This window comes from Streptomyces monticola (assembly GCF_042665355.1).
GTDB classification, from domain to species: domain Bacteria; phylum Actinomycetota; class Actinomycetes; order Streptomycetales; family Streptomycetaceae; genus Streptomyces; species Streptomyces monticola.
This window is the reverse complement of the sequence record NZ_JBHTCF010000019.1, coordinates 67,545-90,840: the sequence shown is the minus strand read 5'-3', so window position 1 is coordinate 90,840 and position 23,296 is coordinate 67,545. Positions and strand designations below refer to the sequence as shown.

Here is a 23,296-nt window from a genome sequence, read left to right as displayed (position 1 = left end):
TCCTGACCCGAGTTCCAGCAGCCGCAGAACCAACGGCCGCACTGGAGCGTCACATGTAATCAGTGACAACATCGTCATCTGTCAGCAGTGACACCATCGGGGCGAATGGGGGACGGGTCCGGCATGCACAGCTCTCACGACGACCGGGACGACGGGCTCGGCGGCAGGCTCGGCGGCGGGCTCGGCAACGGATTCGGCGGCATCGAGCCGCTGTCGCCCACCGATCCGCCCCGCGTGGGCCCCTACCAGCTACTCGGCCGCCTCGGCGCCGGCGGCATGGGCCGGGTCTATCTGGCCAGGTCCGAGGGCGGCCGGACGGTGGCCGTGAAGGTGGTGCACGAAGAGCACACCTCGGACCGGCAGTTCCGGGCCCGCTTCCGCCGCGAGGTCGAGGCGGCACGGAGCGTCGGCGGGCGGTTCACGGCACCCGTGCTCGACGCCGACCCGCAGGCCGAGCGGCCCTGGGTGGCCACCGGTTATGTGCCGGGGCCCTCGCTCGAACAGGTCGTCAGGGAGTACGGCCCGCTGCCCGCCGCCTCGGTGCACGCGCTCGCCGACGGAATGCTGCGGGCGCTGCAGGGCATCCACGGGGCCGGGATCGTGCACCGCGACCTCAAGCCGTCCAATGTGATGCTCACGGTCGAGGGGCCCAAGGTCATCGACTTCGGGATCGCGCGTGCCGTGCAGACCTCCATCGAGTCGCTGCTCACCAGCACGGGCATGGTGGTCGGCTCACCCGGTTTCATGGCGCCCGAGCAGATCCGGGGCGAGGAGACCGGCCCGAAAGCCGATGTCTTCGCGCTCGGCTGCATGCTCGTGTACGCGGCGACGGGGCGCCTGGCGTTCGGCCACGGGGCGAGCAACCAGCACGCGCTGATGTACCGGATCGTCGAGGACGAGCCCGACCTCGACCGGATCGAGGACACGGCGCTGCGCGCGCTGATCGCCCGCTGCCTGACGAAGGGCGTCACCGAACGCCCGGACGTGGACGCGCTGTTGGCGGACCCCGGGCGGCCGGCCACGGCGGCTCGGGGGTCATCGGCGTCCTGGCTGCCGGGCGAACTCGTGGCCCATCTCGCACAGCACACGGCACGGCTCCTCGACGCGGAGGCGCCTCTTGCGGCTGCGAGTACGGGAATGGGTACGGGTACGGGGACCCCGGAGCCGGGCGCCCCCGGCGAAGCCGAGGAGGATCCCCAGCCGGAGCCCGCACCCGACGCGGCAGCGGACACCGGAGCCGAAGCGGCAGGCCCAGAAGCAGACGCAGGCACAGACGCAGACGCAGACGAGGCCGCCCCCACCCCGTCCGACCCCGCCACCTTCCGCCTCCGCCGTGCGCCCTCCGCCTCCGAGGCACCGGCGCCGAAGCAGTCCGCGGCGACCGGCACCGACCGGCCCGGCACCGACCGGCGCGGCCATCGCCGTACCCCTTGGATCATCGCGGCAGCCGCGCTCGCCGTCCTGGCCACTTCCGGCACCGTGTATCTCTTCATCGAGCGCGACCGGGACACCCAGGGCGCCGACAGCAACCGCAGCGCGCCCCCCGCCTCGAGCAACTCCCCCTCGTCCCCGGCCCCTTCGAAGTCCGAGGACGCCGACGCGAAGGGCAAGGACGAGGACAAGGGCAAGGGCAAGGAAGACGGCAAGGGCAAGGACAGCGGCGGGGACAAGGGCGACGCGGCGGCGGCCGGCGCGGGCGGTGGTGACGGCGACCCCACCGGCGCGGCGGACGACCAGCCCGCCGAAGGCTCCGACGGCAGTCAGACCTCGGGCGGCGGCTCGGGTTCGGGCGGCGGCGACAGCGGAGGCAGTGGCGGCGGCGAGGCCCCGGCCAACAGCGTTCCCTCGTACTTCCTCGGCAGCTGGGCGAACGATTCGCCCTACGGCGGTCCGACCCGGATCACGGTGCAGCGGGCCACCGCGGGCCAGCAGGCCGTCACGTTCTACGGCACCACGGGCGCACCGGGCCAGAACTGTGTGAACGTGGCCAGGCTGATCTCCGTGCAGAACGGCGGCAGCCGCCTGAATCTCGACACCGCCACGGTGGACAAGTCCCGCTCCAACTCCGCGTGCGGGGAAATGAAGCCCTCCTACCTCGACACCGACGAGCCGTCCGGCATGAGGTTCTACAAGGACAAGGCCTTCACCCAGGAGAACCAGGCCTGGACGTTCCACCGCGCCTGACCGGATCCAACTGACCGAAAACAGCCATCAGTTGTACGACTAATCGCGCCGCCGCGTGGGCCGTACGAGGGATGGGTAGCGCTGGTCCGGAAGCGATCACTGCCGATCGCCGGACCGTTACCCGCACCTGCTCCTCGTACACGAAAGGCGCGCCGCGCATGGGACAGCCCTTCACCCTCCCCGACTTCTACGTTCCGTATCCGGCCCGGCTCAACGTCCATGTGGAGGCGGCCCGTTCGCACACCAAGCAGTGGGCGCGCCGGATGGGGATGCTGGAGGGGTCGGGGGTCTGGGAGGAGCGTGATCTCGACGCGCACGACTACGCACTGCTGTGCGCGTACACCCACCCCGACTGCGACGCCGAGGCGCTGTCCCTCGTCACCGACTGGTATGTGTGGGTCTTCTTCTTCGACGACCACTTCCTGGAGCTGTTCAAGCGCACCCAGGACCGCGAGGGCGCCAAGGCCTATCTGGACCGGCTCCCCGCCTTCATGCCGAGGGACCCGGCCGCGGGCTTCCCGGAACCGCGGACCCCGGTCGAGGCGGGTCTCGCCGATCTGTGGGCGCGCACGGTGCCGAGCATGTCGGAGGGCTGGCGGAGCCGGTTCGCGGAGGCCACCGAGAACCTTCTGAACGAGTCCCTGTGGGAGCTGTCCAACATCAACGAGGGGCGGATCGCCAACCCCGTCGAGTACATCGAGATGCGCCGCAAGGTCGGCGGCGCCCCCTGGTCGGCCGGCCTCGTCGAGTACGCCGCGCACGCCGAACTCCCGGAATCCGTGGCGGAGTCCAGGCCGCTGCGGGTCCTGCGCGACGCGTTCTCCGACGCCGTACATCTGCGCAACGACCTCTTCTCGTACCAGCGCGAGGTCGAGGACGAGGGCGAGAACAGCAATGGCGTGCTCGTCATGGAGAAGTTCCTCGGCTGTACGACACAGGAGGCGGCGGACTCCGTCAACGATCTGCTGACCTCCCGGCTGCAGCAGTTCGAGAACACCGCCCTGACCGAGGTCGGCCCGCTGTGCGCCGAGAAGGGGCTCGACGCGGCCGCGGCCGCCGCGGTCGCGGCATACGCGAAGGGACTGCAGGACTGGCAGTCCGGCGGCCACGAGTGGCATATGCGCTCCAGCCGCTATATGAACGAGGGCGCCACGGACGCTCAGCAGGTGGGCTTCTCGGCGAACGGCTTCTCGGTCCCCGAGGCGGGCATCCGGTTCACCCCGCGCGCCGAGGCCGCACGCCTTCGCAGCCATACGCACCGGCCGCACCAGCACGTCGGCCCGTCGCTGCTGCCGGACTTCGACATGCCGTTCCCGACGACACTGAGCCCGCATCTGCCGGGCGCCCGGCTGCGCTGCGTGGAGTGGGGCCGTCGGATGGGGATGCTCCAGGCACAGCCCGGTCAGCCGCTCTCCGACATCTGGGACGAACGGCGCCTGAAGGGCTTTGACTTCCCGCTGTGCGCGGCCGGCCTCGACCCGGACGCGACCCCGGACGAACTCGACCTCTCCTCGCAGTGGCTGACCTGGGGAACCTACGGGGACGATCTCTTCCCGGCGCTCTACGGCCGCGGCCGTGACCTCGCGGGGGCCCGGGCCGCCAACGACCGGCTCTCGCTCTTCATGCCCCTCGACGGCAGCTCGGCACCGGAGCCCGCCAATGCCCTGGAGCGCGGTCTCGGCGATCTGTGGACCCGCACGGCGGGCCCGATGACCGAGCGGAACCGGGCCGTCTTCCGCAAGGCCGTCGAGGACATGACCGCCAGCTGGCTGTGGGAGCTGGCCAACCAGACGCAGCACCGCATCCCCGACCCGGTCGACTACATCGAGATGCGCCGCCTCACCTTCGGCGCCGACATGACCCTGCGCCTGTGCCGCATCCGCAGCGGCGACAAGGTGCCCGACGAGGTCTACCGCAGCGGTCCGATCCGCTCCCTGGAGAACTCGGCGGTCGACTACGCGACGCTCCTCAACGACCTGTTCTCGTACCAGAAGGAGATCGAGTACGAGGGCGAGGTGCACAACGGCGTTCTCGTCGTGCAGAACTTCTTCGGCGTGGACTATCCGGCCGCGGTGGGCATCGTGGACGACCTGATGAGGTCCCGGATGCGGCAGTTCCAGCATGTCGTACGCCATGAACTGCCGGTGCTCTACGACGACTTGGGCCTCGACGACGCCACCCGCGCCGTACTCGGCGAGTACGTCCAGGAGCTGCGGGACTGGATGTCCGCCATCCTCACCTGGCACCGCGAGTGCCGGCGCTACCGCGAGGAGGACCTCACGGCGGGCACCGGCGGCGCGCCCTGGCGGCTGAGCGGCCCGACGGGCATCGGCACATCGGCGGCGCGCGTCACCCAGCTGCTCGCGGGCTGACGGGCACCCTGAGGGCGGCCAGGACGGGAAGGTGGTCCGTGGCCGCCCTCAGATCGGCCTCGCTCACACCCGCGTGCCCCAACGGGACGCCGCAGCCCAGGACTTCGATCCCGGAGGTGGCGAAGACCGCGTCGATGCGCTGATACGGGTTGTCCGGTACGGAGGTGTTCTCGCCGCCCCACGGCTTGGCCGCCCAGCAGTCGCGCAGCTCGGCGGCCAGACGCCGGAAGGTACGCCCCGTGGGCCGGTCGTTGAGGTCGCCGCCCGCGACGGCGTGCTCGGTGCCGAGGGCCGCGAGCCGGTCGAGGAGCATACCGCCCTGCTCGTAGCGCTCGTCGGCCTGCAGGCTCAGATGGCAGCTGAGGACGCCGAGCCGGGCGCCGCCGAAGCGGACGACCGCGGTCGCGAAGCCGCGCCGGTGCAGCCCGGGGGTCAGGGGAAGCAGGATGTCCTCGGTGCGTTCGACGGTGGCGCGCAGCGAGCACAGGAGCGCGGGCCCCGCCGCGCTGCCGCCACCGGAGAGGATCACCAGTCCTGAGGCGGCGGCGAGCCTGGCCAGCTTCTTGCGCCAGCGGAAGAAGCGCGGCGCCTCCTGGATCAGGACGAGATCGGGGGCGCAGGCGGCGATCACCCGGGCGAGGGCGTCGGTGTCGTCGCGCATGGAGCGGATGTTGTAGCTGAGGACCCGGATGACGGCCGAACCGTCCGGCTCTGTACGGGAGTTGGGAAGGGCGGTCATGGGGATCAAGGTACGGGAAACGCCCGCCGCTTCCGTGGAAGCGACGGGCGCCCGGTACGTCGGCCGTGGCCGCGGCCTGCTGCCGCTACATCACCGGGTCGGGCTGGCGCGCCAGGTCGGCGGCGCCGACAAGACCCGCCTTGTTGCCCAGCTGGGCGGCGATGACCTCGGCCACGGGCCGCCAGTTGCTGCCCACGAGCCAGCGCTTGTAGGACTTGCGGATCGGGTCGAGGACCAGCTCGCCCTCGTCCGAGAGGCCGCCGCCAATGATGAACGCCGACGGGTCGAAGAGCGACGCCAGGTCGGCGAGACCGGCACCGGCCCAGCGGGCCAGCTCGCGGTAGGAGTCCACGGCGACCGGGTCGCCCTGGCGCGCGGCCATCGAGATGTGCTTGCCCTCGATGCCGTCGGGGGTGCCGTCACCGAGGGAGAGCAGCAGCTCGGCGTTCTCCGGGGTGGCGTTGGCGCGCTGCTTGGCGTAGCGCACGAGGGCCCGCCCCGAGGCGTACTGCTCCCAGCAGCCCTGGCTGCCGCAGCCGCACAGGAGGCCGTCCGGGACCATCCGGATATGGCCGAACTCGGCGGCCACGCCGAAGTGTCCGCGGCGCAGCTTGTTGCCGATGATGATGCCGCCGCCGAGGCCGGTGCCGAGCGTGATGCAGATGACGTTGCGGTGGCCCTTGCCGCCGCCGAACCGGTACTCGCCCCAGGCGGCCGCGTTGGCGTCGTTCTCGACGACGACCGGCAGCTTGACCCGCTCCTCGACCTTGTCCTTCAACGGCTCCTGCCGCCAGTCGATGTTCGGTGCGAAGTACACCGTCGAGCGCTGCCGGTTGACGTATCCGGCGGCGCCGATGCCCACGCCGACGATCTCGTGTCCGGCCCGGGCGCCCTCGACGGCCGAGGCGATCGCGTCCACGATGGCCCCGGGCGTGCTGGGAGTCGGCACCTTGAAGGTGGAGAGGATATGCCCCTCTTCGTCGACCACGCCGGCCGCGATCTTCGTACCGCCGATGTCGACGCCGATGGTGAGTCCCATGTGTCCCTCAGTTTTCGGTTCGAGCCCCGCTAGGGGCCACCGTACCCGAGGGTGGCCTCAGTCCAGGTCGATGTGCTCGCCGCTGCCGGAACCCTCGTCCTTCGCACTGTCCGCGTCCTTGCTCCAGCGACGCTCGTGGCCCGCTACGGCGGAGCGGTAGGCGGCGAGCAGTTCGGAGCCGGCGGCCGCGAGGTGGTCGAACACCTCGGGGTTGCGCTCGATGACCGGCTCCACCGCGGCCTTGGCCTGGTTCACCAGTTGGTTCACGGCGCCCTGGGCGGCCATGCCGGCGATCGGGGCCTGCAGGGTGGAGAGCTTGTCGGCGACGGCGTCGACCAGTTTCCGCAGCTCTTCGGCGGCCGAGCCGGGCGGCGTCCCGTACTGGGCACGGCGTCGGGCCTGCTCGGCCGCGAGATCCTCGGCGCACGCCTGCTCCCAAGCGTCGGCGTCGGGTGAGGTGCGCTCGGTGTCGCTCATGGCGGGCTCCCGCGGCAGTTCTGGCAGTGCTGACGGTACGCAGCTTCGTACTGTCGACGTTACCCGAACGGCGGTATGCGGTTCACCGTGTGCGCGGCCACAGCTCGGGGTCGGGAGCGAAGCGGATCCGCAGCTCTCCTTCGGTCAGGCCCGCGCCCGCGACGGTGCAGCGCCGCAGCACGGACGGCAGCGCCACGATGCGCCGGAACGGGCCCGCGGTGACGACGAGTTCATCGCCGCGGCGGATCAGGCCGAGCCGGTCGCGGTCGGCGCCGGGCAGCGGGATGTGCCACACCAGGAAGCCGTCGTCGGCGAGCCGGTCCTCGACGGGCCAGGCGACCGGGCGGGCCTCCTCCGCGGGCGCGGGCAGGGCGAGGGCGGCCAGGTCGTCGGCGCCGCGCGGGTCACGCCCGAGGTGTGCGGCTTCGTGGACCCCGGGCACGCAGTCGTCGCGCCATTCGGCGAGCGTCTTCTGCTGCTGGGCGACGAGGGCGGCCGCCCAGGGGTCGGCGGTGTCCTGCGGCAACACCCGGTTCGCCACGAGCAGTTCGACGCCCAGGCCGTGCAGGGCCAGACCGGTGGTGGCGGTGCGCAGGGCGTCGGCGCCCGCGGGCCCCGGCTCGGCGACCAGGCGTACCGCGGTGGTGTCCGCCTCGATCACCGCTTGCACCGCGGCCAGGTGCTCGTCCCAGTGCGCGGCCGTCTCGAACAGCCACTGTGCGGGCATCGGCACGCCCGCGAGCTGCGCCAGCATGGGTCGCAGGGCGCGGGCCGCCTGCCGCTCGGGCGGCAGAAGGCGGCGCACATAGCGGCGCAGCTGGGCGGGGAGCGCGAGCAGATCGATGGCCTGCGGGGCCGGCGGCAGATCGACGACGAGCAGGTCGTACGCGCCGTGCGCGCCGCCAGCCGCGTCCCTGAGCGCCTTGAGCAGCGCCAGCTCGTCGGCCCCCGGCAGCGCGGTGAGCTCCTCGCCCTCCAGGCGCTGGGCACCGAAGAGGTCGAGGGCGGCGCCCGCGCGGTCCTGGAGGGCGAGCAGCTCGTGCCGGAAGTGGGCGGCGCCGTCCACGCGGTGCGTGGTCAGGCCGGGAAGGCCGGTGTCCCCGAGCACCGGGCTCAGGGTGTCCTCGCGGTCGGCGCTCAGCAGCAGTGTCCGCTGTCCCGCGCGGGCGGCGGTCAGCGCGGTGGCCGCGGCCGCGGTGGTCCGGCCGCAGCCGCCGGGGCCGGTGACGAGGAGGGTGCGCATGGGGTGCAACGGTACGTCAGGGACGTGGTGCACCCCGTGCGGGGGACGGCCCCGGGAGCCGGAACTCCGCAGACAGGGCGGCCTCAGGAGCCGGAACCCGGCAGGCCGGACGGCCTCAGGAGCCGGACTCCGCGCCCGCCGGAGCCGACAGCGGCCACCTGACCATCCTGTCCTCGCTCGCACGGCAGCTGATGGACGCCGAGCTCACGGGCGCACTGCGCGCGGTGGACGACAGGGAGCGGGCGGCGCCGCTGATCCCCGGGGGGGGGCGCGGAGTCCGGGGCGGAAGCGGAGTCCGGGGCGGCCTCAGGAGCCGGACTCGACCCGCTTCTTCAGACCCGCCAGCGCCCGGTCGGTGATGACCTTCTCCGCCTTGCGCTTGATCATCCCGAGCATGGGGATCTTGACGTCGACGGTCAGCTTGTACGTGACTTCGGTGCCCTTGCCCGCGGGGCGAAGGGTGTAGGAGCCGTCGAGTGCCCGCAGCATCTGGGACTTGACGAGGGTCCAGCTGACCTCGTTGTCGCCGGTCCAGGTGTACGCCAGGGTCTGGTCATCCTTGATCGCGCCCGCGTCCATGACCAGGCGGACCTGCTCGGCGCGCCCCTGTGCGTCGGTGGCCAGGACCTCGGCCTCCTTGACCTCACCGGTCCAGTCCGGGTAGCGGGCGAAGTCGGCGATCACCCCCATGACGTCGGCCGGCGCCGCCTCGATCTCAATGCTCGAGCTGGTGTGTTCCGCCATCGCCGTGGCTCCTCCAGTGCGGGTCCCGTCGGGGGGGGTGTTCACGGACGTACGCATGCGACATCCGCCGCCGTGAAGGCTACCGCGCCACCGGAGGTCACCACTCCAGGGCCCAAGGCCTGCCGCTGCCGGCAAAGTGCCCGACGTTCACGCACTCCGTGGCGCCGATCCGCATCCGCTGCACCAGCGGCTGGTGCACATGGCCGAAAAGGGCGTACCGGGGGCGGGTACGCCGGATCGCGTCCAGGAGGGCGCGGCTGCCGCGCTCGAAGCGGCGGGCCACGGTGTCGTAGACCAGCTCCGGGACCTCCGGCGGGATGTGGGTGCACAGGACGTCGACCTCGCCTATCGCCTCGATCTTTGCGGCGTACTCCTCGTCGCTGATTTCGTACGGGGTGTTCATCGGGGTCTTCAGGCCGCCGCCGACGAAGCCGAAGACCCGGCCGCCGATCTCCACCCGCTGGGCGTCGAGGACGGTGGTGCCGGGCCCCGCGTACTCCCCCCACAGGGTCGGCATGTCGACATTGCCGTAGGTGGCGTACGTCGGCGTGGGGAAGGCCGCGAAGAGCTCGGCGTACTGCTTGCGTACGGCCTGCTCGATCGCCGAGGCGCGGTCCAGGTCGAGTCCGGCCCACAGGCTCCTGCCGAAGTCGCGCGCCTCGTCGTAGCGCCGGGCGGTGCGCAGCTCGACCAGGCGCGAGGCGTTGTGCGCGCCGAAGAGGTCCGGGAAGATACCGCGCGAGTGGTCGGCGTAGTCGAGGAAGAGGATGAGGTCGCCCAGGCAGACCAGGGCGTCGGCGCCGTCTCCCGCTCGGGCGAGGTCCTCGACGTTGCCGTGCACGTCACTCACCACATGAACCCGCATACCTCGCATGTCGATCACCCTAGGACTCCGCGCGGCAAGTCGGTAGAGCCCGCTGGACCTGCGGTTACTTCCGAGTCGCCCAAAGCGTGGATTACTGTGCGGCAAGGAACGCCATGACGTGTGACGCAGCGAACATCTGGCCCGACCCCCCTATCGAAAAAGCAGTACCGGTGGGTAACGTCCGGGCAGTCCAGTCGTGCTCGACACAGCGACAATCAGCCATGACCGGCAGAAACGTCGAGCACCTGCCCGATCTTGGACCGCACCGTCGCATCACACGATGTCGTGGCGCCGGCGCCCTATGAGGAGCAGCAGTCTTGCGCGAGTTCAGCCTTCCGGCCCTGTACGAGGTCCCAGCGGACGGCAATCTGACCGACATCGTCCGCCGTAACGCCGCGCAGCATCCGGATGTGGCCGTCATCGGCCGCAAGGTGAACGGCACTTGGCAGGACGTCTCGGCCAAGGACTTCCTCGCCGAGGTGCACGCCGCCGCGAAGGGCCTGATCGCCTCCGGCGTCCGCCCCGGCGACCGGATCGGCCTGATGTCCCGCACCCGCTACGAGTGGACGCTCCTCGACTTCGCGATCTGGAGCGCCGGCGCGGTCACCGTCCCGGTGTACGAGACCAGCTCCCCCGAGCAGGTCCAGTGGATCCTCGGCGACTCGGGCGCGGTGGCCTGCCTGGTCGAGCTGGACGCCCACGCGGCGGCCGTCGACTCGGTGCGCGACCGGCTGCCGGCGCTCGAGAACGTCTGGCAGATCGAGGCGGGCGGCATCGAGGAGCTGCACCGCGCGGGCGCAGGCATCGACGACGAGACGGTCGAGGAGCGCAGCTCGCTCGCCAAGGCCGACGACCCGGCCACCATCGTCTACACCTCGGGCACCACGGGCCGCCCCAAGGGCTGTGTCCTGAGCCACCGGAGCTTCTTCGCGGAGTGCGGCAACATCGTGGAGCGCCTGCGCCCGCTGTTCCGCACCGGCGAGTGTTCGGTCCTGCTCTTCCTGCCGCTCGCCCATGTCTTCGGGCGTCTGGTGCAGGTCGCCCCGATGATGGCGCCGATCAAGCTGGGCCACGTACCGGACATCAAGAACCTCACCGATGAACTGGCCTCCTTCCGGCCGACGTTGATCCTCGGTGTGCCGCGGGTCTTCGAGAAGGTCTACAACTCCGCGCGGGCCAAGGCGCAGGCGGACGGCAAGGGCAAGATCTTCGACAAGGCCGCGGACACGGCGATCGCGTACAGCCGTGCGCTCGACAGCCCGTCGGGGCCCGGCCTCGGTCTGAAGCTCAAGTACAAGACGTTCGACAAGCTGGTCTACAGCAAGCTGCGTGCGGTGCTCGGCGGCCGCGGCGAGTACGCGATCTCCGGCGGCGCCCCGCTCGGCGAGCGGCTCGGGCACTTCTTCCGCGGCATCGGCTTCACGGTCCTCGAGGGCTACGGCCTGACCGAGTCCTGTGCGGCCACCGCGTTCAACCCCTGGGACCGCCAGAAGATCGGCACGGTCGGCCAGCCGCTGCCCGGCTCGGTCGTGCGGATCGCGGACGACGGCGAGGTGCTGCTGCACGGCGAGCACCTGTTCAAGGAGTACTGGAACAACCCGGGCGCCACCGAAGAGGCCCTGGCCGACGGCTGGTTCCACACCGGCGACATCGGCACCCTCGACGAGGACGGCTATCTCGCGATCACCGGCCGCAAGAAGGAGATCATCGTCACTGCCGGCGGCAAGAACGTCGCCCCCGCGGTGATCGAGGACCGTATCCGCTCACACGCTCTGGTCGCCGAGTGCATGGTCGTCGGCGACGGCCGGCCGTTCGTCGGCGCCCTGATCACCCTGGACGAGGAGTTCATCGGCCGCTGGGCCGAGGAGCACGGCAAGTCCGCGAAGACCGCGGCCGATCTGCGCGACGACCCGGAGCTGCTCGCGGCGATCCAGCGGGCGGTGGACGACGGGAACGCGGCCGTGTCCAAGGCCGAGTCGGTCCGCAAATTCCGCATCCTGGCCTCGCAGTTCACGGAGGAGTCGGGTCATCTGACGCCGTCCCTGAAGCTGAAGCGGAATGTCGTGGCGAAGGATTACGCGGACGAGGTCGAGGCGATCTACCGGGGTTAGGTTTCCCCTGCCGAGGGGCTGGGCCGGAACCCGCGCACCGCTTCAGGGCTCCGCCCCGGCCCTCTGCCCCGCTCCTCGACCTCCGGAGGAGCTGACGCCGGAGGAGCTGACGCCGGAGGGCTGACGCCGGAGGAGCTGACGTCAGGAAGGCTGATCTCGGCTACAGCAGCGCCTTCAGCTCCTCCGCCAGCAGATCCCACCGCCACTTCTCCTCGACCCACTCACGCCCCCGCTCCCCCATCCGCCGCCGCAGGGCGGGGTCCTGGAGGAGCGTGACGATGCGCTCGGCGGACTCCTCGGGGGCGCCGCCGCGTACGACCCAGCCGGTCTCACCGTCGAGGACGGCATCGGGCGCACCGCCCGAGTCCCCCGCCACCACGGGCAGTCCGGTCGCCGAGGCCTCCAGGTAGACGATGCCGAGGCCCTCCACGTCGAGGCCGCCGCGGCGCGTCCGGCAGGGCATGGCGAAGACATCGCCGGCGCCGTAGTGGGCGGGCAGTTCCTCCCAGGGCACGGAGCCGGTGAAACGCACCGAGTCGGCGACCCCGGTCTCGGCGGCGAGCTTGCGCAGATCGTTCTCGTACGGCCCGCCGCCCACAATCAGGAGCACCGCGTCCGGCACCTTCGCGAGGATCCGCGGCAACGCCAGGATCAGGGTGTCCTGGCCCTTGCGCGGCACGAGCCGTGAGACACAGACGACGACCGGCCGCTCGCTGAGCCCGAGCCGGGCGCGGACCCTGTCACCGCCCGAGCCCGGGTGGAAGGTCTTCTCGTCGACGCCGGGCGGGAGTTGGACCATCCGGGCGGCGGCCCCCGCGCTCAGGGCCCGTGCGATCCGCGAGCGGGTGTACTCGCCGAGATAGGTGATCGTGTCCGTGGACTCGCCGATCCTGCCCAGGAGTTGGCGGGCCGCGGGCAGCTGGGCCCAGCCCGCCTCGTGGCCGTGCGTGGTCGCGACCAGGCGCTGGGCTCCGGCCCTGCGCAGCGCGGGTGCCATCAGGCCGAGCGGCGCGGCCGCCCCGAACCACACCGACGTACAGCCGTGTTCGCGCAGCAGACCGGCCGCGCGGCGGGTGACGCGCGGGGTCGGCAGGAGCATGGTCGTGCGGTCGCGTACGACGGTGAAAGGCTGCTCGGCGTCGAAGGCCGCGGTGGCCTCTGCGCCCTCGCGGCCGCGCTTCCAGGTGGAGGCGTAGACGACAAGCCGGTCCGGGTCCAGGCGCAGCGCCATGTTGTGCAGGAAGGCCTGGATGCCGCCGGGGCGCGGCGGGAAGTCGTTGGTGACGATCAGGGTCTTGTCCATCGCCGCCGACAGTACCGAACGGCCGCGCCTCACGCCCCGGCCGATGCCCGCCCGGCATCATGACACCCCCAAGCGCGGACGAACACGTACGAGGTACACATGGCGGGCGCAAGCGCCACAAGGCTCCCCCTACGGCTCCCTGCCGACGCCCGGCTCCTGGGACTCTGGCTCCTCACCCGGACCTTGCTCCTGCTCTGTGTCTTCAAGGTGTTCACGGTGCCGGGGCCCGATGTCACCAGCGATGTCTCGGTGATCTACCAGGGCTGGTACGAGATTCTGCGCACAGGCACCTTCCCGCTCGACGACGTGACCTGGCAGTACCCGCCGGCGGCCGCGCTCGCCGTGCTCTCGCCCGGACTGCTGCCGTTCCTCGACTACCCGTCGGCGTTCTTCGTCCTGGCCTTCGGGTGCGACGCCGTGGTGGCCGCCCTGCTCCGGTACGCGGGCGGCCGTCCCGGCAAGCGGCGTACGGGCGCCTGGGTGTGGACCGTGGGCGTACCGCTGCTCGGGCCCACCGCCTATGCGCGCTACGACCTCCTTGTGACCGCTGTGGCGGTGGTGGCGCTGCTCGCGGGGGCGCGGCACGCGCGCGTGCTGGGCGTTCTCGCCGGGTTCGGGGCGCTGCTCAAGGTGTGGCCGGTGCTGCTGCTCATCGGTACGCCGCGCGGGCGTGCCACCCGGCGGGCCTGGACGGCGGCGGCCGGTACGGCGTTCGGGCTGCTGCTCGCCTTCGCGGCGGCGATGCCGGGGGCGCTCGCCTTCCTGGACTTCCAGCGCAACCGGGGCACGGAGGTCGAGTCGCTCGGCGCGCTCGTCTTCCATCTCGCCCGCCCCTTCGGCTGGCAGGGCTGGATGCAGCTCAACTACGGCTCGGTGGAGTTCCTCGGCCCGTATGTGCCGCTGGTGAGCACGGTCTCGCAGGCCCTGACGGCGCTGGCCTTCGGCTGGCTCCTGGTGTGGCGGCTGCGGGCGCGTGCGTGGGCACCGAGCACACCGGGCGATGCGGCGTTCGCCGCAGTGCTGCTCTTCACCACCACGAGCCGGGTGATCAGCCCGCAGTATCTGCTGTGGCTCGTGGGGCTCGCGGCGGTGTGCCTGACGTACCGGACGGGGCGGATGCACCGGCCCGCGCGCCTCGTCCTGATCGCCACGGGAGTCACCTTCCTCGAGTTCCCCCTCTGGTTCTCGCACGTGGCGGCGAGCGACCCGCTCGGCGTGACCCTGCTGCTCGTCCGCAACGGCCTCCTGGTCGCCGCGACCCTGACCGCCTGCCGCACCCTGTGGCGGCAGACGGTGACCGAGCCACGTCTGCGCGAACACCCGGTCCCGATTCAGCCGGCCCGCGACAGGGAGCTGCTGGGCTCCTGAACGCCCGGGACGCTCCGCTTCATCAGCAGCCCGACGACCCCGCACTGCACCCCCATGGCGAGAGCCATCGCCAGACAGATCCCAGGCAGCCCGAGCCCCGACAGGCCGAGGGCGAGCGGCAGTTGGAGCAGGACGCCGAGCACCGTGACCCGCAGCAGCACCCGTGCCCCGCCGCTGCCCTCGAAGACCCCGCCGAGCGCGATACAGCACGCCATCAGGAGCAGATACGGCCCGGTGCAGCGCAGGAAGAGCGCCCCGTCGGCGGCCACCGCGGGCCCGGCTCCGAAGGCCCGCATGATCCACTCGGCGCCCGCCGCGAGCACCGCAACGGCCACCGCCCCCGCCGCGGCCGCCACGAACACGGCCTGCCGGCCGATGGACCGCCGCGCGTCGTGCCCGGCCCCCATGGTGTGCGCGGTGTGGATCGCGGCGGCCTGGCGCACCGCGTAGAAGGCCATGGTGGCGACGTACATGGCCTTGGTGGCGATGGCGTACGCGGCGACGGAGCTGGTCCCGAGCCGCGCCACGACCCCGACGAGGGCCAGCGAACCCGCCATCCGCACGGTGAAGTCGGCGGACATCGGAAGGCCGGTGACGAAGGCCCGCCGCAGCGCACACGGCGTCCCATGCGACCCGCCACGCGACGTCCCGGGCGCGCCCCCGCCTCCGTACAGCCCTGCCCGGCGCAGCGCCATGAACCCGCAGGCGAGGGCCACCGACCGGCCGGCCACGGTGGCGACGGCGGCGCCGCGTACCCCGTAGGCCTCGATCAGCAGCGGGTCGAGAACCAGGATCAGCCCGTTGGCCAGGAACGCGAGGCGCATGGGTGTACGGGTGTCGCCCGCGCCCTTGAGTACGCCGTCGAGCTGCACCTGGGCGAAGAAGACGGCGATACCCGGCAGCGAGATCGCGAAGTAGCCCGCGGCCAGCATGACTTCGGGCCCGGCGCCGCCGAGCACCAGGCGGGCGAGCGGCTCCCGCAGCAGGAAGCCGCCGACGGCGACCATGGGAGCGATCACTGCGTAGAGCGCCCAGCCGCCGCGTATCGCGGCCCGCACGGCCCCCGCGTCGCCCGCACCGCGCGCCCGGGCGACCAGGATGGTCGTCCCCGAGCCGGCGATGAGCGCGACGCCGAGAAGCAGGTTCTCGACGTTGCCCGCGACGGCGACCGCGGCCACGGCGGGCCCGCCGAGCCGGGCCACCCAGACCAAGTTGACGATCCCGGCCGCGACGGAGGCGAGCAGTTCACCGTAGACGGACCGGGCGAGCGTGCAGATCCGTCTGCGGTGGCCGTCACTTGCCTGCACGGATTCTCTTCCCCTCATCATCCCCACCCTCGATTCGAGGTACCTCGATGAGAGGTAACATGCAGTACGACACCGGCTCTGCGCAAGGCCGGGCCGACCGCGAACGGAGACGCATGCTGGAGCTGCCGATCCTGGGATTCCTCTGCGAAGAGCCGTTGCACGGCTATGAGTTGAAGGAGCGCATCAAGGCACTGAGCGGCCACGTCCGGCCGGTCAGCGACGGCGCCCTCTATCCCGCCATCACCCGCCTGGTGAACGCGGGCAAGCTGGAACAGCGCAGCGAACCCGGCGCGGGGGCCGCCCAGCGCCGGGTCCTCTCGCTCACCGACGCGGGCCGGGCCGCGCTCCTGGAGCGTCTGCGCCACCCCAAGGACGTGGAGATCACCGACCAGCAGCGGTTCAACACGGTGCTCGCGTTCCTGCGCCATCTCCCCGACGCCGCAGACCGGGCAGCCGTGCTCCGGCGCCGCCTGGACTTCCTCACCACGCCTGCCGGGTTCTTCTACCGCGACGGCCGCCCCGTGCGCGCCGAGGACGAGGACGATCCGTTCCGGCGCGGCATGCTGCTCGTGGCCAGGGCCACGGCGACGGCCGAGAAGAAGTGGCTGGCGGAAACAATCGCGTCCCTGGAGGCCCGGCCCGGCACGCCCTCCGAGTAACCCAGCCCCTCAGCCCAACTCCGCCCGCACATACTCCCGCCACTGCCGCGTGAAGTCGTCCGGGGTCGTGTGGAGGATGTTGTTCAGGGCGTCCGCCTCGGCGCCGGGGCGCTTTTTGTGGGCGCCCACCGATTTGTAGAAGTCGATCAGCTTGGCCTCGCCCCAGGTTTCGGCGATCATCCGGCAGGCCAGCCAGCCGCCTTCGTAGGCCTGGGCGAGGCGGCTCGCGTCGCCGGCGAAGCCGAAGGCCTTGTCGTCCGGCAGGGCGGCGGGCAGCCGGCCGTCGAGTACCGCGCGGCTCAGTTCGGGGGCGGCCTGCGCGGCGGTGCGGCCGGTGCCGCGGTAGCCGACCCAGTCCGCGAAGCCCTCCGAGAGCCACAGCGGGGTCGCCGCCGAGGTGTGGGCGCGGGTCGCGACATGGGTGGCTTCGTGGGTGAGGACGACCTGCTTGCCGAAGTCGCCGAGCACGTCGTACGCCTCCGGGTTGATGATGATCCGGTCCGCCGGGGCCTTCTCGGCGCCGCCCGCCTCCCCCGTGGTGACCGCCGCGATCCCCTGGTACGCGGAGGCCGAAGCCCCGAGCAGTCCCGCCATGCCGTCCGTCGAGTCCGGCACCAGGACCACCACGCGCCCCGACCAGTCGCTCCCCCAGGCGTCCCGCACCGCGGGTACCGCGCGGTCCGCGAGGTCGGCGTACCGGCGCAGCTGCTCCTCGTCACGGCCCACGCCGAGGACGAGGCTGCGTGCGCCGCGCGCCGCCGTCACCTCGCCCTGTTCCCAGAGCTGCTCGGGCGCCTTGGCGGCGGGCCGTTCGGCCGCCACGTACCAGCCGTCACCGCGCTTCTTCAGGTCCAGGGTGCGGGAGACGGTGATCGGAGCGGTGTCATAGCCGGAGACGCGGTAGCGCAGCTCCGTGGTGGCGGTGGCGCCCGCCTTGGTGCGGTCGAGGCGGGTCAGCCGGTACTCCCAGGAGCGCAGCGGCACCTGTGCGAGGTTGTCGAACTCGTCGTCGTCGGGGTGCCCGGTGGCCGCGTAGGCCTCCTCGTCACGGTCGAGCACGGCCGCCGCGCGCCGGTCGAGAAGCTGCTCGACATCGGTGGCCGCGGAGTCCCGGGGCGCCGGACCGGCGCAGGAAGTACCGACGAGGAGGGCGGCGAGGAGAACCCCTGCCGCCCTCATACGTCTGCGCCTTCGACCCGCCACCTTTCCGATCGTACGAGGTCGGCGCGCGGTTCAGACCCGGGTGACGGACGAGACGGGCATCATGCCGACCGGGTCGTAGCGCACCGGCGCGCCCGGATACGGCGCATGCACGACCTGGCCGTTGCCCATGTACATCCCGATATGGCTGGCGTCGTCGCGGTAGGTCACCAGATCCCCGGGCTGCGCCTGCTCCAGGGAGACTTGCTGGCCCGCGTACCGCTGCGCCTGCGAGGTGCGCGGCAGGCCGACGCCCGCCTGCGAGTACGCCCACTGCGTCAGGCCCGAGCAGTCGAAGCCGTGCGGGCCGCTCGCGCCCCAGATGTAGGGGCGGCCGACGGCCTGCCGGGCCGCGGCGATGGCGCTCGCGGCCCGGGCCGACGACGGGGCACCGGCGACGGCGGGCAGCTCGGTACGTGCCGCGGAGCGCGAGGACCGGTCGTAGGCCGCCCTGGCCTCCGACGACAGCGAGTTGAGCAGCCGCTGGGCGGTGGCGAGCTTGCGCTCGACGGTGCGCTTCTGGCGCGAGACCGTGGCGCGCGACTTCTCGAGCTCGGCGAGCTTGCGGGTGGCCTCGGCGCGCTCCTGGCCGAGTTCGCGCTGCGCCCGCTGCAGATCGGCGAGGTCCCCGGCGTGCCGGGCGCTGATCCGGTCGAGGGCCGAGGCCTTGTCGAGGTAGCTGTCCGGGTTCTCGGAGAGCATCAGGGCGAGCGTGGGGTCGATACCGCCCGAGCGGTACTGGGCCCCGGCGAGCGAACCGAGCGCACCCCGCATGGTGTTGATGCGCTCCTGCCCGCGGGCCACGGAGTCCTTGGCCTGGTCGACCTCACGGCGCAGCCGGTCGGCCCGCTCATCTGCCTTGTTGTACGCCTCTGTTGCGCGCTCCGCCTGCTCGTAGAGGCGGTCCACCTTGGCCCGGGTCTCGCTCGCGGTGCCCTGCGGGTCCGCGCTCGCCGTTGGGGCGGTGAAGGCCGCCGCGGCGGTGGCTGCCGCGGCGGACAGGACGGTGACACGGGCGCTCCGGTCGAAGCCGGAGGTGCCGGACTGCGAAGAACGGCGATGGGACGCCACGGGCAGCCGCTCCTTCCGCTGACAGGTCCCCCGAAACGTCTCGGGAGAATCAGCGGCCGACAGTAGCCGCACGGATACACGCCGACCAACGACCGCGGCGCGCACACAACCCGACGCCCCGCCGTCGACGCAGGTCGCCAGCGGGGCGTGGGGTCAGCACACGATCCGTGAATTCGCCCGTTCGGAGGGCATGTTGAGGTGTTTCGCGGGTCGTCCGGCCGTTGGCCTTGACCGGCGGGGCCCGCCCTCGGACGTCAGAGGGACGTCAGATGCGGACGCCGAACTGGTACGGCATGTTGTTGATCGACTCGTAGCGCACGCTGGCACCGGGCTTGGGGGCGTGCAGGATCTGGCCGCCGCCCGCGTAGAAGCCGACGTGGTGCAGGTCGCCGTAGAAGATCACCAGGTCACCGGGCTTGAGGTCGCTCTGCGACTGTATGCGCGTACCGGCGTTGGCCTGGTCCTGCGAGATCCGGGGTATGGAGACGCCCGCCTGGCTGTACGCCCACGACGTCAGACCCGAGCAGTCGAAGGAGCTGGGGCCCGTGGCGCCGTACACATACGGCGTACCGATCTTGCTCTTGGCGGCGGCGAGGGCCGCGGCGCCGCGCTGCGAGGCGGGCACGGCGTTGCCCAGGTCGGCACGGTCGCCGGCGTCGCGGCTCGCCCGCTCCTCGGCGGCGGCGAGCGCGGCGCGCTCCTTGGCCGTCAGGGAGTTGAGCAGCTTCTGCGCCTCGGCGAGCTTGCCCTGGACTTCCTTCTTCTTGTCGCCGAGCTCCTTGCGGGTGTCCTCGAGGTCCTTGAGCTTGTCGGCGGCCTCGGAACGCTGCTGGGCGAGGGTGCGCTGCTTCGACTGGATCTTCTTGAGCGCCTCGGCCTGCTTGCTCGTCAACTGGTCGAGCGAGGAGGCCTTGTCGAGGTACGAGTCCGGGTCGGAGGAGAGGAAGAGCTGCACGGAGGGGTCGATGCCGCCCGAGCGGTACTGGGCGCTGGCCAGCGAACCGATGCCGTCCCGCAGGTCGTTGAGCTCGTCCTGACCGCGGGCGACCTTGTCCTGCAGGTCGTCGATCTGGTCGCCGAGCTTCTCCTGCTGCTCCTTGGCCCCGTTGTACTTCTCGGTGGCCTGCTCCGCCTCTTCGTAGAGCTTGTCGACCTTCGCCTTGACTTCCTTCTTGCTCGGCTTCGGTTCGGCCTGTGCGGCCTGCGAAGTGAGCGCCACGGCTGCGGCGGCGGTCGCGGTGAGCACGGTCACGCGCGTGCGGCTCGGCTGCTTGGGTCGACGGTGGGACGCCACGGGGGCGGCTCCTTCTTCCTCCAGCCGCCTACCGATCGCGGTGGGCGGGACCCCCACCGTCACCCCTAATGGGTGATCAACCGAGCGGAGGTTCGAGCCCAGACACTAAGTGACCCAGTTGTGATCCTTCAAATCCTGGCGGTGAAAAACTCGTCCGCGAACGGGATTCTTTACCCACAACGCACAAGCAGTGATGGCGCTTTGACGCTACGTCGCGAGCAGGTCCCGCCAAAACGGGCATTCGGAGCAGCAGTTGACCAGTTTCACGAAAGCCGCTTCAAGGAGTGATCGGCTCCACTCGGGCGGCTTCGGAACCTGACCGGGCGCCTCCGGGATCCGGTCGTGCGGCTCCCGTATCCGAATCGTGTGGCTTCCGTACCCGAACGGCACCGGGTGCCCTCCCGGGTCCGGTGCCCACGGCGGACCTAACCCCGCGACAGCCGCTTCAGGAGCACCGCCGACGCCACCGGACGCGCACCGGCCCGGGCGATCCCGTCGGCCACCTCGCGGTCGGTCGACACCACGGTGACGGGCCTTCCCGGCGGCTCGGCGCGCACCAGCTGGCGGATCAGCTCGTCCGCCGTCACGCCCGGCTTGGAGAACAGCACCCGCACCCCGCGCGGCGGCGCGAGCAGCACCGGCGCGGCCAGTTCGGCGCCGTCGAAGACACAGGTCACCTCGGCCCCGGTCTGCGCGGCGAGCGCGGAGAGCGAGCCGAGCAGCCGCAGCCGCTGCTTCTCGAGGGGCATCGTGGGATAGCCGGTCTTGGTGACGTTGTAGCCGTCCACCACCAGATGGGCCTGGGGCAGGGCGAGCAGCTGGTCGAGGATGGCCGGATCGTCCTCGGACAGGGCGCGGGCCGCGATGTCCTTGGGCGTCATCCGGCCCGGCTCGACCGCGTCGACGGTCTCGGCGGGGCGTACCGACACGGGCGGCAGGGCGAGTTCACGGCGCAGCCCCTGGGCCGACTCCAGCAGGGTGTCGAGCAGCAGGCGTACCCGCATGTCCTCTATCGAGCGGCCTTCGCGCACGGCCTTGCGGCTGGCTTCGAGCGCCGACTCGGCCTCTGCCAGACGGGTCTTGAGACGGCGCGCCTCGCTGTCGGCGGCGGACAGCTGGGTCTGGCTCTCGGTGCGCAGGGCCTCGGTCTCGGCGGCGGCCTTGCGCAGGGCGGCCTCGCCACGCTTGACGTCGCTGAGGGCGGCACGCAGCTTGCGCTGAAGCGATTCGGCTTCCTTCTTCGCCGACTCCAGGTCGGTGCGCAGCCGTTCCGTCTCGGTCCTGGACTTGTCCCGCGCCTCGGCCAGTTCCCGGCGCAGCCGCTCGAGCTCCGCCTTCGTCTCCTCGCCGACCCGCTCGGCGTCGGCGCGCTGCGCCTCCTCGCCTGCGGCGGTCACGAGCTTGACCCAGCCGGTGGGGCGCAGCACATAGGCGGCGGCCGCCACGTCCAGCGGGTCGGCGGCCGGCGGCGGGGTGCCGGAGTCGAGGGCGCAGGCGAGCTCGGCCTGGGACTCACGGAACCGCTCGCCGATGCGCTGGCGGAACAGCGGGTCGCTCTCCAGGGCCGCCGCCATGGCGTTGCCGGCGAACTTCAGGCGCCGGGTCGGGGTGAAGCGTGCGTACTGCCGCAGCTGCGCGGGCAGTTCGGAGACCGTCAGGCCGCCGAAGCCGTCCGAGACGATGGCGACGACCCGCCGGCGTACCCCTTCAGGCAGCGGGCGGTCGAGCATCTCGGCGGAGCCGTCGGCCGCATCGGCCGGCTCGGCGCCGCTTCCTGCCTCCACAATCCGTCACCCCACTACCTGTGCGGCGGGCCTCCTCAGGAGTCCGCGCCCGGCCTGTCCACGAGTTCGATCTGGTCCACCGCGTTGCACCACCGGCAGCGCACCGACTCGATGGTCTCACTGACCACCTCGCGTTCCTCGACCTTGGGCTCACCGGCCAGGTCGAGATGTACGTACTCCACAACCTTCGACGAGCGCGTGACGTCGAAACGTGTGAGATTGCCGCACAGCGTGCAGCGCCAACGGGTGGAGGCGGTCGGCAGGGGAACCGTCATCGCGGCTGTGCGCCTTTCCTCGGTTGTGCTCGGCTGTAACACTCCCTGTAACCCTACGGCCTGGCGGAGGGCCGCGCGGACGGCGAGGCGGTCTATGCGGTTCACTCCCGTTACGTCAGGATCTGTTCATGATCCACAATCGGGGTGCGGCCGACGACCCGGCCAAGAAGGCGGCGGCGGACACGGTCAAGCGGCTGCTCCTGGGCCGCGGCCCGGTGGTGACCTACACGGTCATCGCGGCGTGCTGCGCCGTCTTCGTCCTCTCCCCCGCGTCCGGCCTCAACCCGGTCTACGGCACCGGCGACGACCTGATCGCCGCCCAGCGCGCGTACTTCCAGCGCTGGGGCGTCATCCCGGCCGAGCTGCTCGCCGGATCACCGCGGGCCGCCCTGACCCCCATCACGGCACTCTTCGTGCACGGCAGCTGGCTGCATCTGCTCGGCAACATGCTCTTCCTCTATGTCTTCGGGGCGATGGTCGAAGAGGGCATGGGGCATGTGCAGTTCGCGCTCTTCTACCTCGGCTGCGGCGCCCTCGCGCTGTTCGCGTACGCCGTCGCCAACGCCGGGTCCGAACAGACCCTGGTGGGGGCGTCCGGCGCGATCTCCGCGGTGCTCGGGGCCTTTCTTCATCTCTTCCCGAAGGCACGGGTCACCAGCCTCTTCCCTTTTCTCTTCTTTCTGCCGCTGCGCTTTCCCGCCTGGCTGGTGCTGCCGTTCTGGGTGGCCCTGCAGTGGCTGGCGGCGCAGCGCGAGAGCAGCGGTCCCGGAGTGGCGTATCTGGCGCATCTCGTGGGCTTCTCGCTCGGCTTCCTGTACGCGTGGGGCCGTTATCTGCGTACGGCTAGAGTGAAAGCCACAGCGACGGCCACCGAGGGAGACAGCCAGCCGTGATCACCGCGATCGTGCTCATCAAGACCAGCGTGGACCGGATCCCGGAGATCGCCGAGTCGATCGCCGCGCTCGACAGCGTCAGCGAGGTCTTCTCGGTCACCGGTACCTACGACCTGATCGCCATGGTGCGCGTGGCCCGCCACGACGACCTGGCGGATGTCATCCCGGGCCGGATCAGCAAGATCCAGGGCGTCGAGGGGACGGACACGCACGTGGCGTTCCGCACGTATTCACAGCACGACCTGGAGGCCGCGTTCTCCATCGGGCTCGACTCGTAGCGCCCCGCTCGGCAGGGTTCCGGTACGGCACGGCCCCCTACGGCATGGTCCGATACGGCATGACCGGATGAGGATTCCTTCATCCGCGGC

20 protein-coding genes are annotated in these 23,296 nt (G+C 71.5%); 7 read left to right on the top strand and 13 right to left on the bottom strand.

The genetic code is table 11. The features are described 5' to 3' along the window. Positions 1 to 123 precede the first annotated feature (123 nt). Both ACFQVC_RS33450 and ACFQVC_RS33445 read left to right on the top strand, forming a co-directional pair. Positions 124 to 2,184: a serine/threonine-protein kinase gene (locus ACFQVC_RS33450; RefSeq protein WP_381837706.1), complete on the top strand. Its 2,061-nt coding sequence runs from the start codon at positions 124 to 126 to the stop codon at positions 2,182 to 2,184. A gap of 158 nt (positions 2,185 to 2,342) precedes the next feature. Beyond that, entirely contained in the window at positions 2,343 to 4,556 is a 2,214-nt protein-coding gene (locus tag ACFQVC_RS33445; protein ID WP_381837704.1) for a terpene synthase family protein, read from the top strand. Here the strand turns inward: ACFQVC_RS33445 and ACFQVC_RS33440 are convergent. From ACFQVC_RS33440 to ACFQVC_RS33415, 6 genes are all read right to left on the bottom strand, one after another. Then, positions 4,534 to 5,295 (bottom strand): endonuclease/exonuclease/phosphatase family protein, encoded by a 762-nt coding sequence (locus tag ACFQVC_RS33440; RefSeq protein ID WP_381837702.1) that lies wholly within the window; start codon positions 5,293 to 5,295, stop codon positions 4,534 to 4,536. The two genes, ACFQVC_RS33445 and ACFQVC_RS33440, sit on opposite strands and share 23 nt — an antisense overlap. An 85-nt stretch (positions 5,296 to 5,380) precedes the next feature. Beyond that, the gene (locus ACFQVC_RS33435; RefSeq protein ID WP_381837700.1) at positions 5,381 to 6,334 is read right to left on the bottom strand and encodes an ROK family glucokinase; all 954 of its coding nucleotides are present in this window, start codon (positions 6,332 to 6,334) and stop codon (positions 5,381 to 5,383) included. A gap of 57 nt (positions 6,335 to 6,391) precedes the next feature. Continuing rightward, the gene (locus ACFQVC_RS33430) at positions 6,392 to 6,811 is read right to left on the bottom strand and encodes a DUF5304 domain-containing protein (RefSeq protein ID WP_381837698.1); all 420 of its coding nucleotides are present in this window, start codon (positions 6,809 to 6,811) and stop codon (positions 6,392 to 6,394) included. 82 nt (positions 6,812 to 6,893) lie between these two features. After that, positions 6,894 to 8,054 carry an ArsA family ATPase gene (locus ACFQVC_RS33425; protein ID WP_381837696.1) on the bottom strand — a complete coding sequence of 387 codons (1,161 nt, stop codon included), beginning with the start codon at positions 8,052 to 8,054 and terminating at the stop codon, positions 6,894 to 6,896. Between the two features lie 306 nt (positions 8,055 to 8,360). Further along, a complete protein-coding gene (locus ACFQVC_RS33420) occupies positions 8,361 to 8,798 on the bottom strand; it encodes an SRPBCC family protein (RefSeq protein WP_381837694.1) in 438 nt (145 codons plus the stop codon). 97 nt (positions 8,799 to 8,895) lie between these two features. Then, positions 8,896 to 9,672, bottom strand: coding sequence for a metallophosphoesterase family protein (locus ACFQVC_RS33415; RefSeq protein ID WP_381837692.1), 777 nt, complete (start codon positions 9,670 to 9,672; stop codon positions 8,896 to 8,898). Between the two features lie 308 nt (positions 9,673 to 9,980). On the opposite strand from ACFQVC_RS33415, the gene ACFQVC_RS33410 reads away from it, so the two are divergent. Further along, positions 9,981 to 11,774: an AMP-dependent synthetase/ligase gene (locus ACFQVC_RS33410; protein ID WP_381837690.1), complete on the top strand. Its 1,794-nt coding sequence runs from the start codon at positions 9,981 to 9,983 to the stop codon at positions 11,772 to 11,774. Between the two features lie 160 nt (positions 11,775 to 11,934). Here ACFQVC_RS33410 and ACFQVC_RS33405 read toward each other — a convergent pair whose 3' ends face one another. Beyond that, entirely contained in the window at positions 11,935 to 13,077 is a 1,143-nt protein-coding gene (locus tag ACFQVC_RS33405; RefSeq protein WP_381837688.1) for a glycosyltransferase family 4 protein, read from the bottom strand. A gap of 99 nt (positions 13,078 to 13,176) precedes the next feature. Between ACFQVC_RS33405 and ACFQVC_RS33400 the strand changes: the two genes are divergently transcribed. After that, complete coding sequence (locus tag ACFQVC_RS33400) at positions 13,177 to 14,445, top strand: glycosyltransferase 87 family protein (protein WP_381837686.1); 1,269 nt, start codon at positions 13,177 to 13,179, stop codon at positions 14,443 to 14,445. Here ACFQVC_RS33400 and ACFQVC_RS33395 read toward each other — a convergent pair. Next, positions 14,409 to 15,752 carry an MATE family efflux transporter gene (locus ACFQVC_RS33395; RefSeq protein WP_381837684.1) on the bottom strand — a complete coding sequence of 448 codons (1,344 nt, stop codon included), beginning with the start codon at positions 15,750 to 15,752 and terminating at the stop codon, positions 14,409 to 14,411. The two genes, ACFQVC_RS33400 and ACFQVC_RS33395, sit on opposite strands and share 37 nt — an antisense overlap. A 113-nt stretch (positions 15,753 to 15,865) precedes the next feature. Here ACFQVC_RS33395 and ACFQVC_RS33390 point away from each other — a divergent pair, with 113 nt between their 5' ends. Continuing rightward, the gene (locus tag ACFQVC_RS33390; RefSeq protein WP_381837682.1) at positions 15,866 to 16,411 is read left to right on the top strand and encodes a PadR family transcriptional regulator; all 546 of its coding nucleotides are present in this window, start codon (positions 15,866 to 15,868) and stop codon (positions 16,409 to 16,411) included. A 9-nt stretch (positions 16,412 to 16,420) separates the two neighbouring features. On the opposite strand, the gene ACFQVC_RS33385 is transcribed toward ACFQVC_RS33390, so the two are convergent. The 5 genes from ACFQVC_RS33385 to ACFQVC_RS33365 form a co-directional block, all read right to left on the bottom strand. Next, on the bottom strand, positions 16,421 to 17,590 hold the full coding sequence (locus tag ACFQVC_RS33385) for a hypothetical protein (protein WP_381837680.1): 1,170 nt from the start codon (positions 17,588 to 17,590) through the stop codon (positions 16,421 to 16,423). A gap of 54 nt (positions 17,591 to 17,644) precedes the next feature. Beyond that, entirely contained in the window at positions 17,645 to 18,682 is a 1,038-nt protein-coding gene (locus ACFQVC_RS33380; RefSeq protein WP_381837678.1) for a C40 family peptidase, read from the bottom strand. Positions 18,683 to 18,947: 265 nt separating this feature from the next. Continuing rightward, positions 18,948 to 19,976: a C40 family peptidase gene (locus ACFQVC_RS33375; protein ID WP_381837676.1), complete on the bottom strand. Its 1,029-nt coding sequence runs from the start codon at positions 19,974 to 19,976 to the stop codon at positions 18,948 to 18,950. Positions 19,977 to 20,401: 425 nt separating this feature from the next. Next, a complete protein-coding gene (locus tag ACFQVC_RS33370; RefSeq protein WP_381837892.1) occupies positions 20,402 to 21,706 on the bottom strand; it encodes an NYN domain-containing protein in 1,305 nt (434 codons plus the stop codon). A gap of 89 nt (positions 21,707 to 21,795) precedes the next feature. Then, entirely contained in the window at positions 21,796 to 22,035 is a 240-nt protein-coding gene (locus ACFQVC_RS33365; RefSeq protein WP_381837674.1) for a hypothetical protein, read from the bottom strand. A gap of 128 nt (positions 22,036 to 22,163) precedes the next feature. Between ACFQVC_RS33365 and ACFQVC_RS33360 the strand changes: the two genes are divergently transcribed. Both ACFQVC_RS33360 and ACFQVC_RS33355 read left to right on the top strand, forming a co-directional pair. Then, complete coding sequence (locus ACFQVC_RS33360) at positions 22,164 to 22,928, top strand: rhomboid family intramembrane serine protease (protein WP_381837672.1); 765 nt, start codon at positions 22,164 to 22,166, stop codon at positions 22,926 to 22,928. Further along, entirely contained in the window at positions 22,925 to 23,206 is a 282-nt protein-coding gene (locus tag ACFQVC_RS33355) for an Lrp/AsnC family transcriptional regulator (protein WP_381837670.1), read from the top strand. Before ACFQVC_RS33360 ends, ACFQVC_RS33355 begins: the two co-directional genes overlap by 4 nt. Positions 23,207 to 23,296 lie beyond the last annotated feature (90 nt).

Coding starts and splice junctions, on each gene's coding strand:
- ACFQVC_RS33365 (WP_381837674.1), bottom strand. CDS start 22,035: ATGACGGTTCCCCTGCCGACCGCCTCCACCCGTTGGCGCTGCACGCTG.
- ACFQVC_RS33400 (WP_381837686.1), top strand. CDS start 13,177: ATGGCGGGCGCAAGCGCCACAAGGCTCCCCCTACGGCTCCCTGCCGAC.
- ACFQVC_RS33440 (WP_381837702.1), bottom strand. CDS start 5,295: ATGACCGCCCTTCCCAACTCCCGTACAGAGCCGGACGGTTCGGCCGTC.
- ACFQVC_RS33415 (WP_381837692.1), bottom strand. CDS start 9,672: ATGCGAGGTATGCGGGTTCATGTGGTGAGTGACGTGCACGGCAACGTC.
- ACFQVC_RS33385 (WP_381837680.1), bottom strand. CDS start 17,590: ATGAGGGCGGCAGGGGTTCTCCTCGCCGCCCTCCTCGTCGGTACTTCC.
- ACFQVC_RS33430 (WP_381837698.1), bottom strand. CDS start 6,811: ATGAGCGACACCGAGCGCACCTCACCCGACGCCGACGCTTGGGAGCAG.
- ACFQVC_RS33445 (WP_381837704.1), top strand. CDS start 2,343: ATGGGACAGCCCTTCACCCTCCCCGACTTCTACGTTCCGTATCCGGCC.
- ACFQVC_RS33360 (WP_381837672.1), top strand. CDS start 22,164: ATGATCCACAATCGGGGTGCGGCCGACGACCCGGCCAAGAAGGCGGCG.
- ACFQVC_RS33450 (WP_381837706.1), top strand. CDS start 124: ATGCACAGCTCTCACGACGACCGGGACGACGGGCTCGGCGGCAGGCTC.
- ACFQVC_RS33390 (WP_381837682.1), top strand. CDS start 15,866: ATGCTGGAGCTGCCGATCCTGGGATTCCTCTGCGAAGAGCCGTTGCAC.
- ACFQVC_RS33420 (WP_381837694.1), bottom strand. CDS start 8,798: ATGGCGGAACACACCAGCTCGAGCATTGAGATCGAGGCGGCGCCGGCC.
- ACFQVC_RS33405 (WP_381837688.1), bottom strand. CDS start 13,077: ATGGACAAGACCCTGATCGTCACCAACGACTTCCCGCCGCGCCCCGGC.
- ACFQVC_RS33435 (WP_381837700.1), bottom strand. CDS start 6,334: ATGGGACTCACCATCGGCGTCGACATCGGCGGTACGAAGATCGCGGCC.
- ACFQVC_RS33425 (WP_381837696.1), bottom strand. CDS start 8,054: ATGCGCACCCTCCTCGTCACCGGCCCCGGCGGCTGCGGCCGGACCACC.
- ACFQVC_RS33370 (WP_381837892.1), bottom strand. CDS start 21,706: ATGCTCGACCGCCCGCTGCCTGAAGGGGTACGCCGGCGGGTCGTCGCC.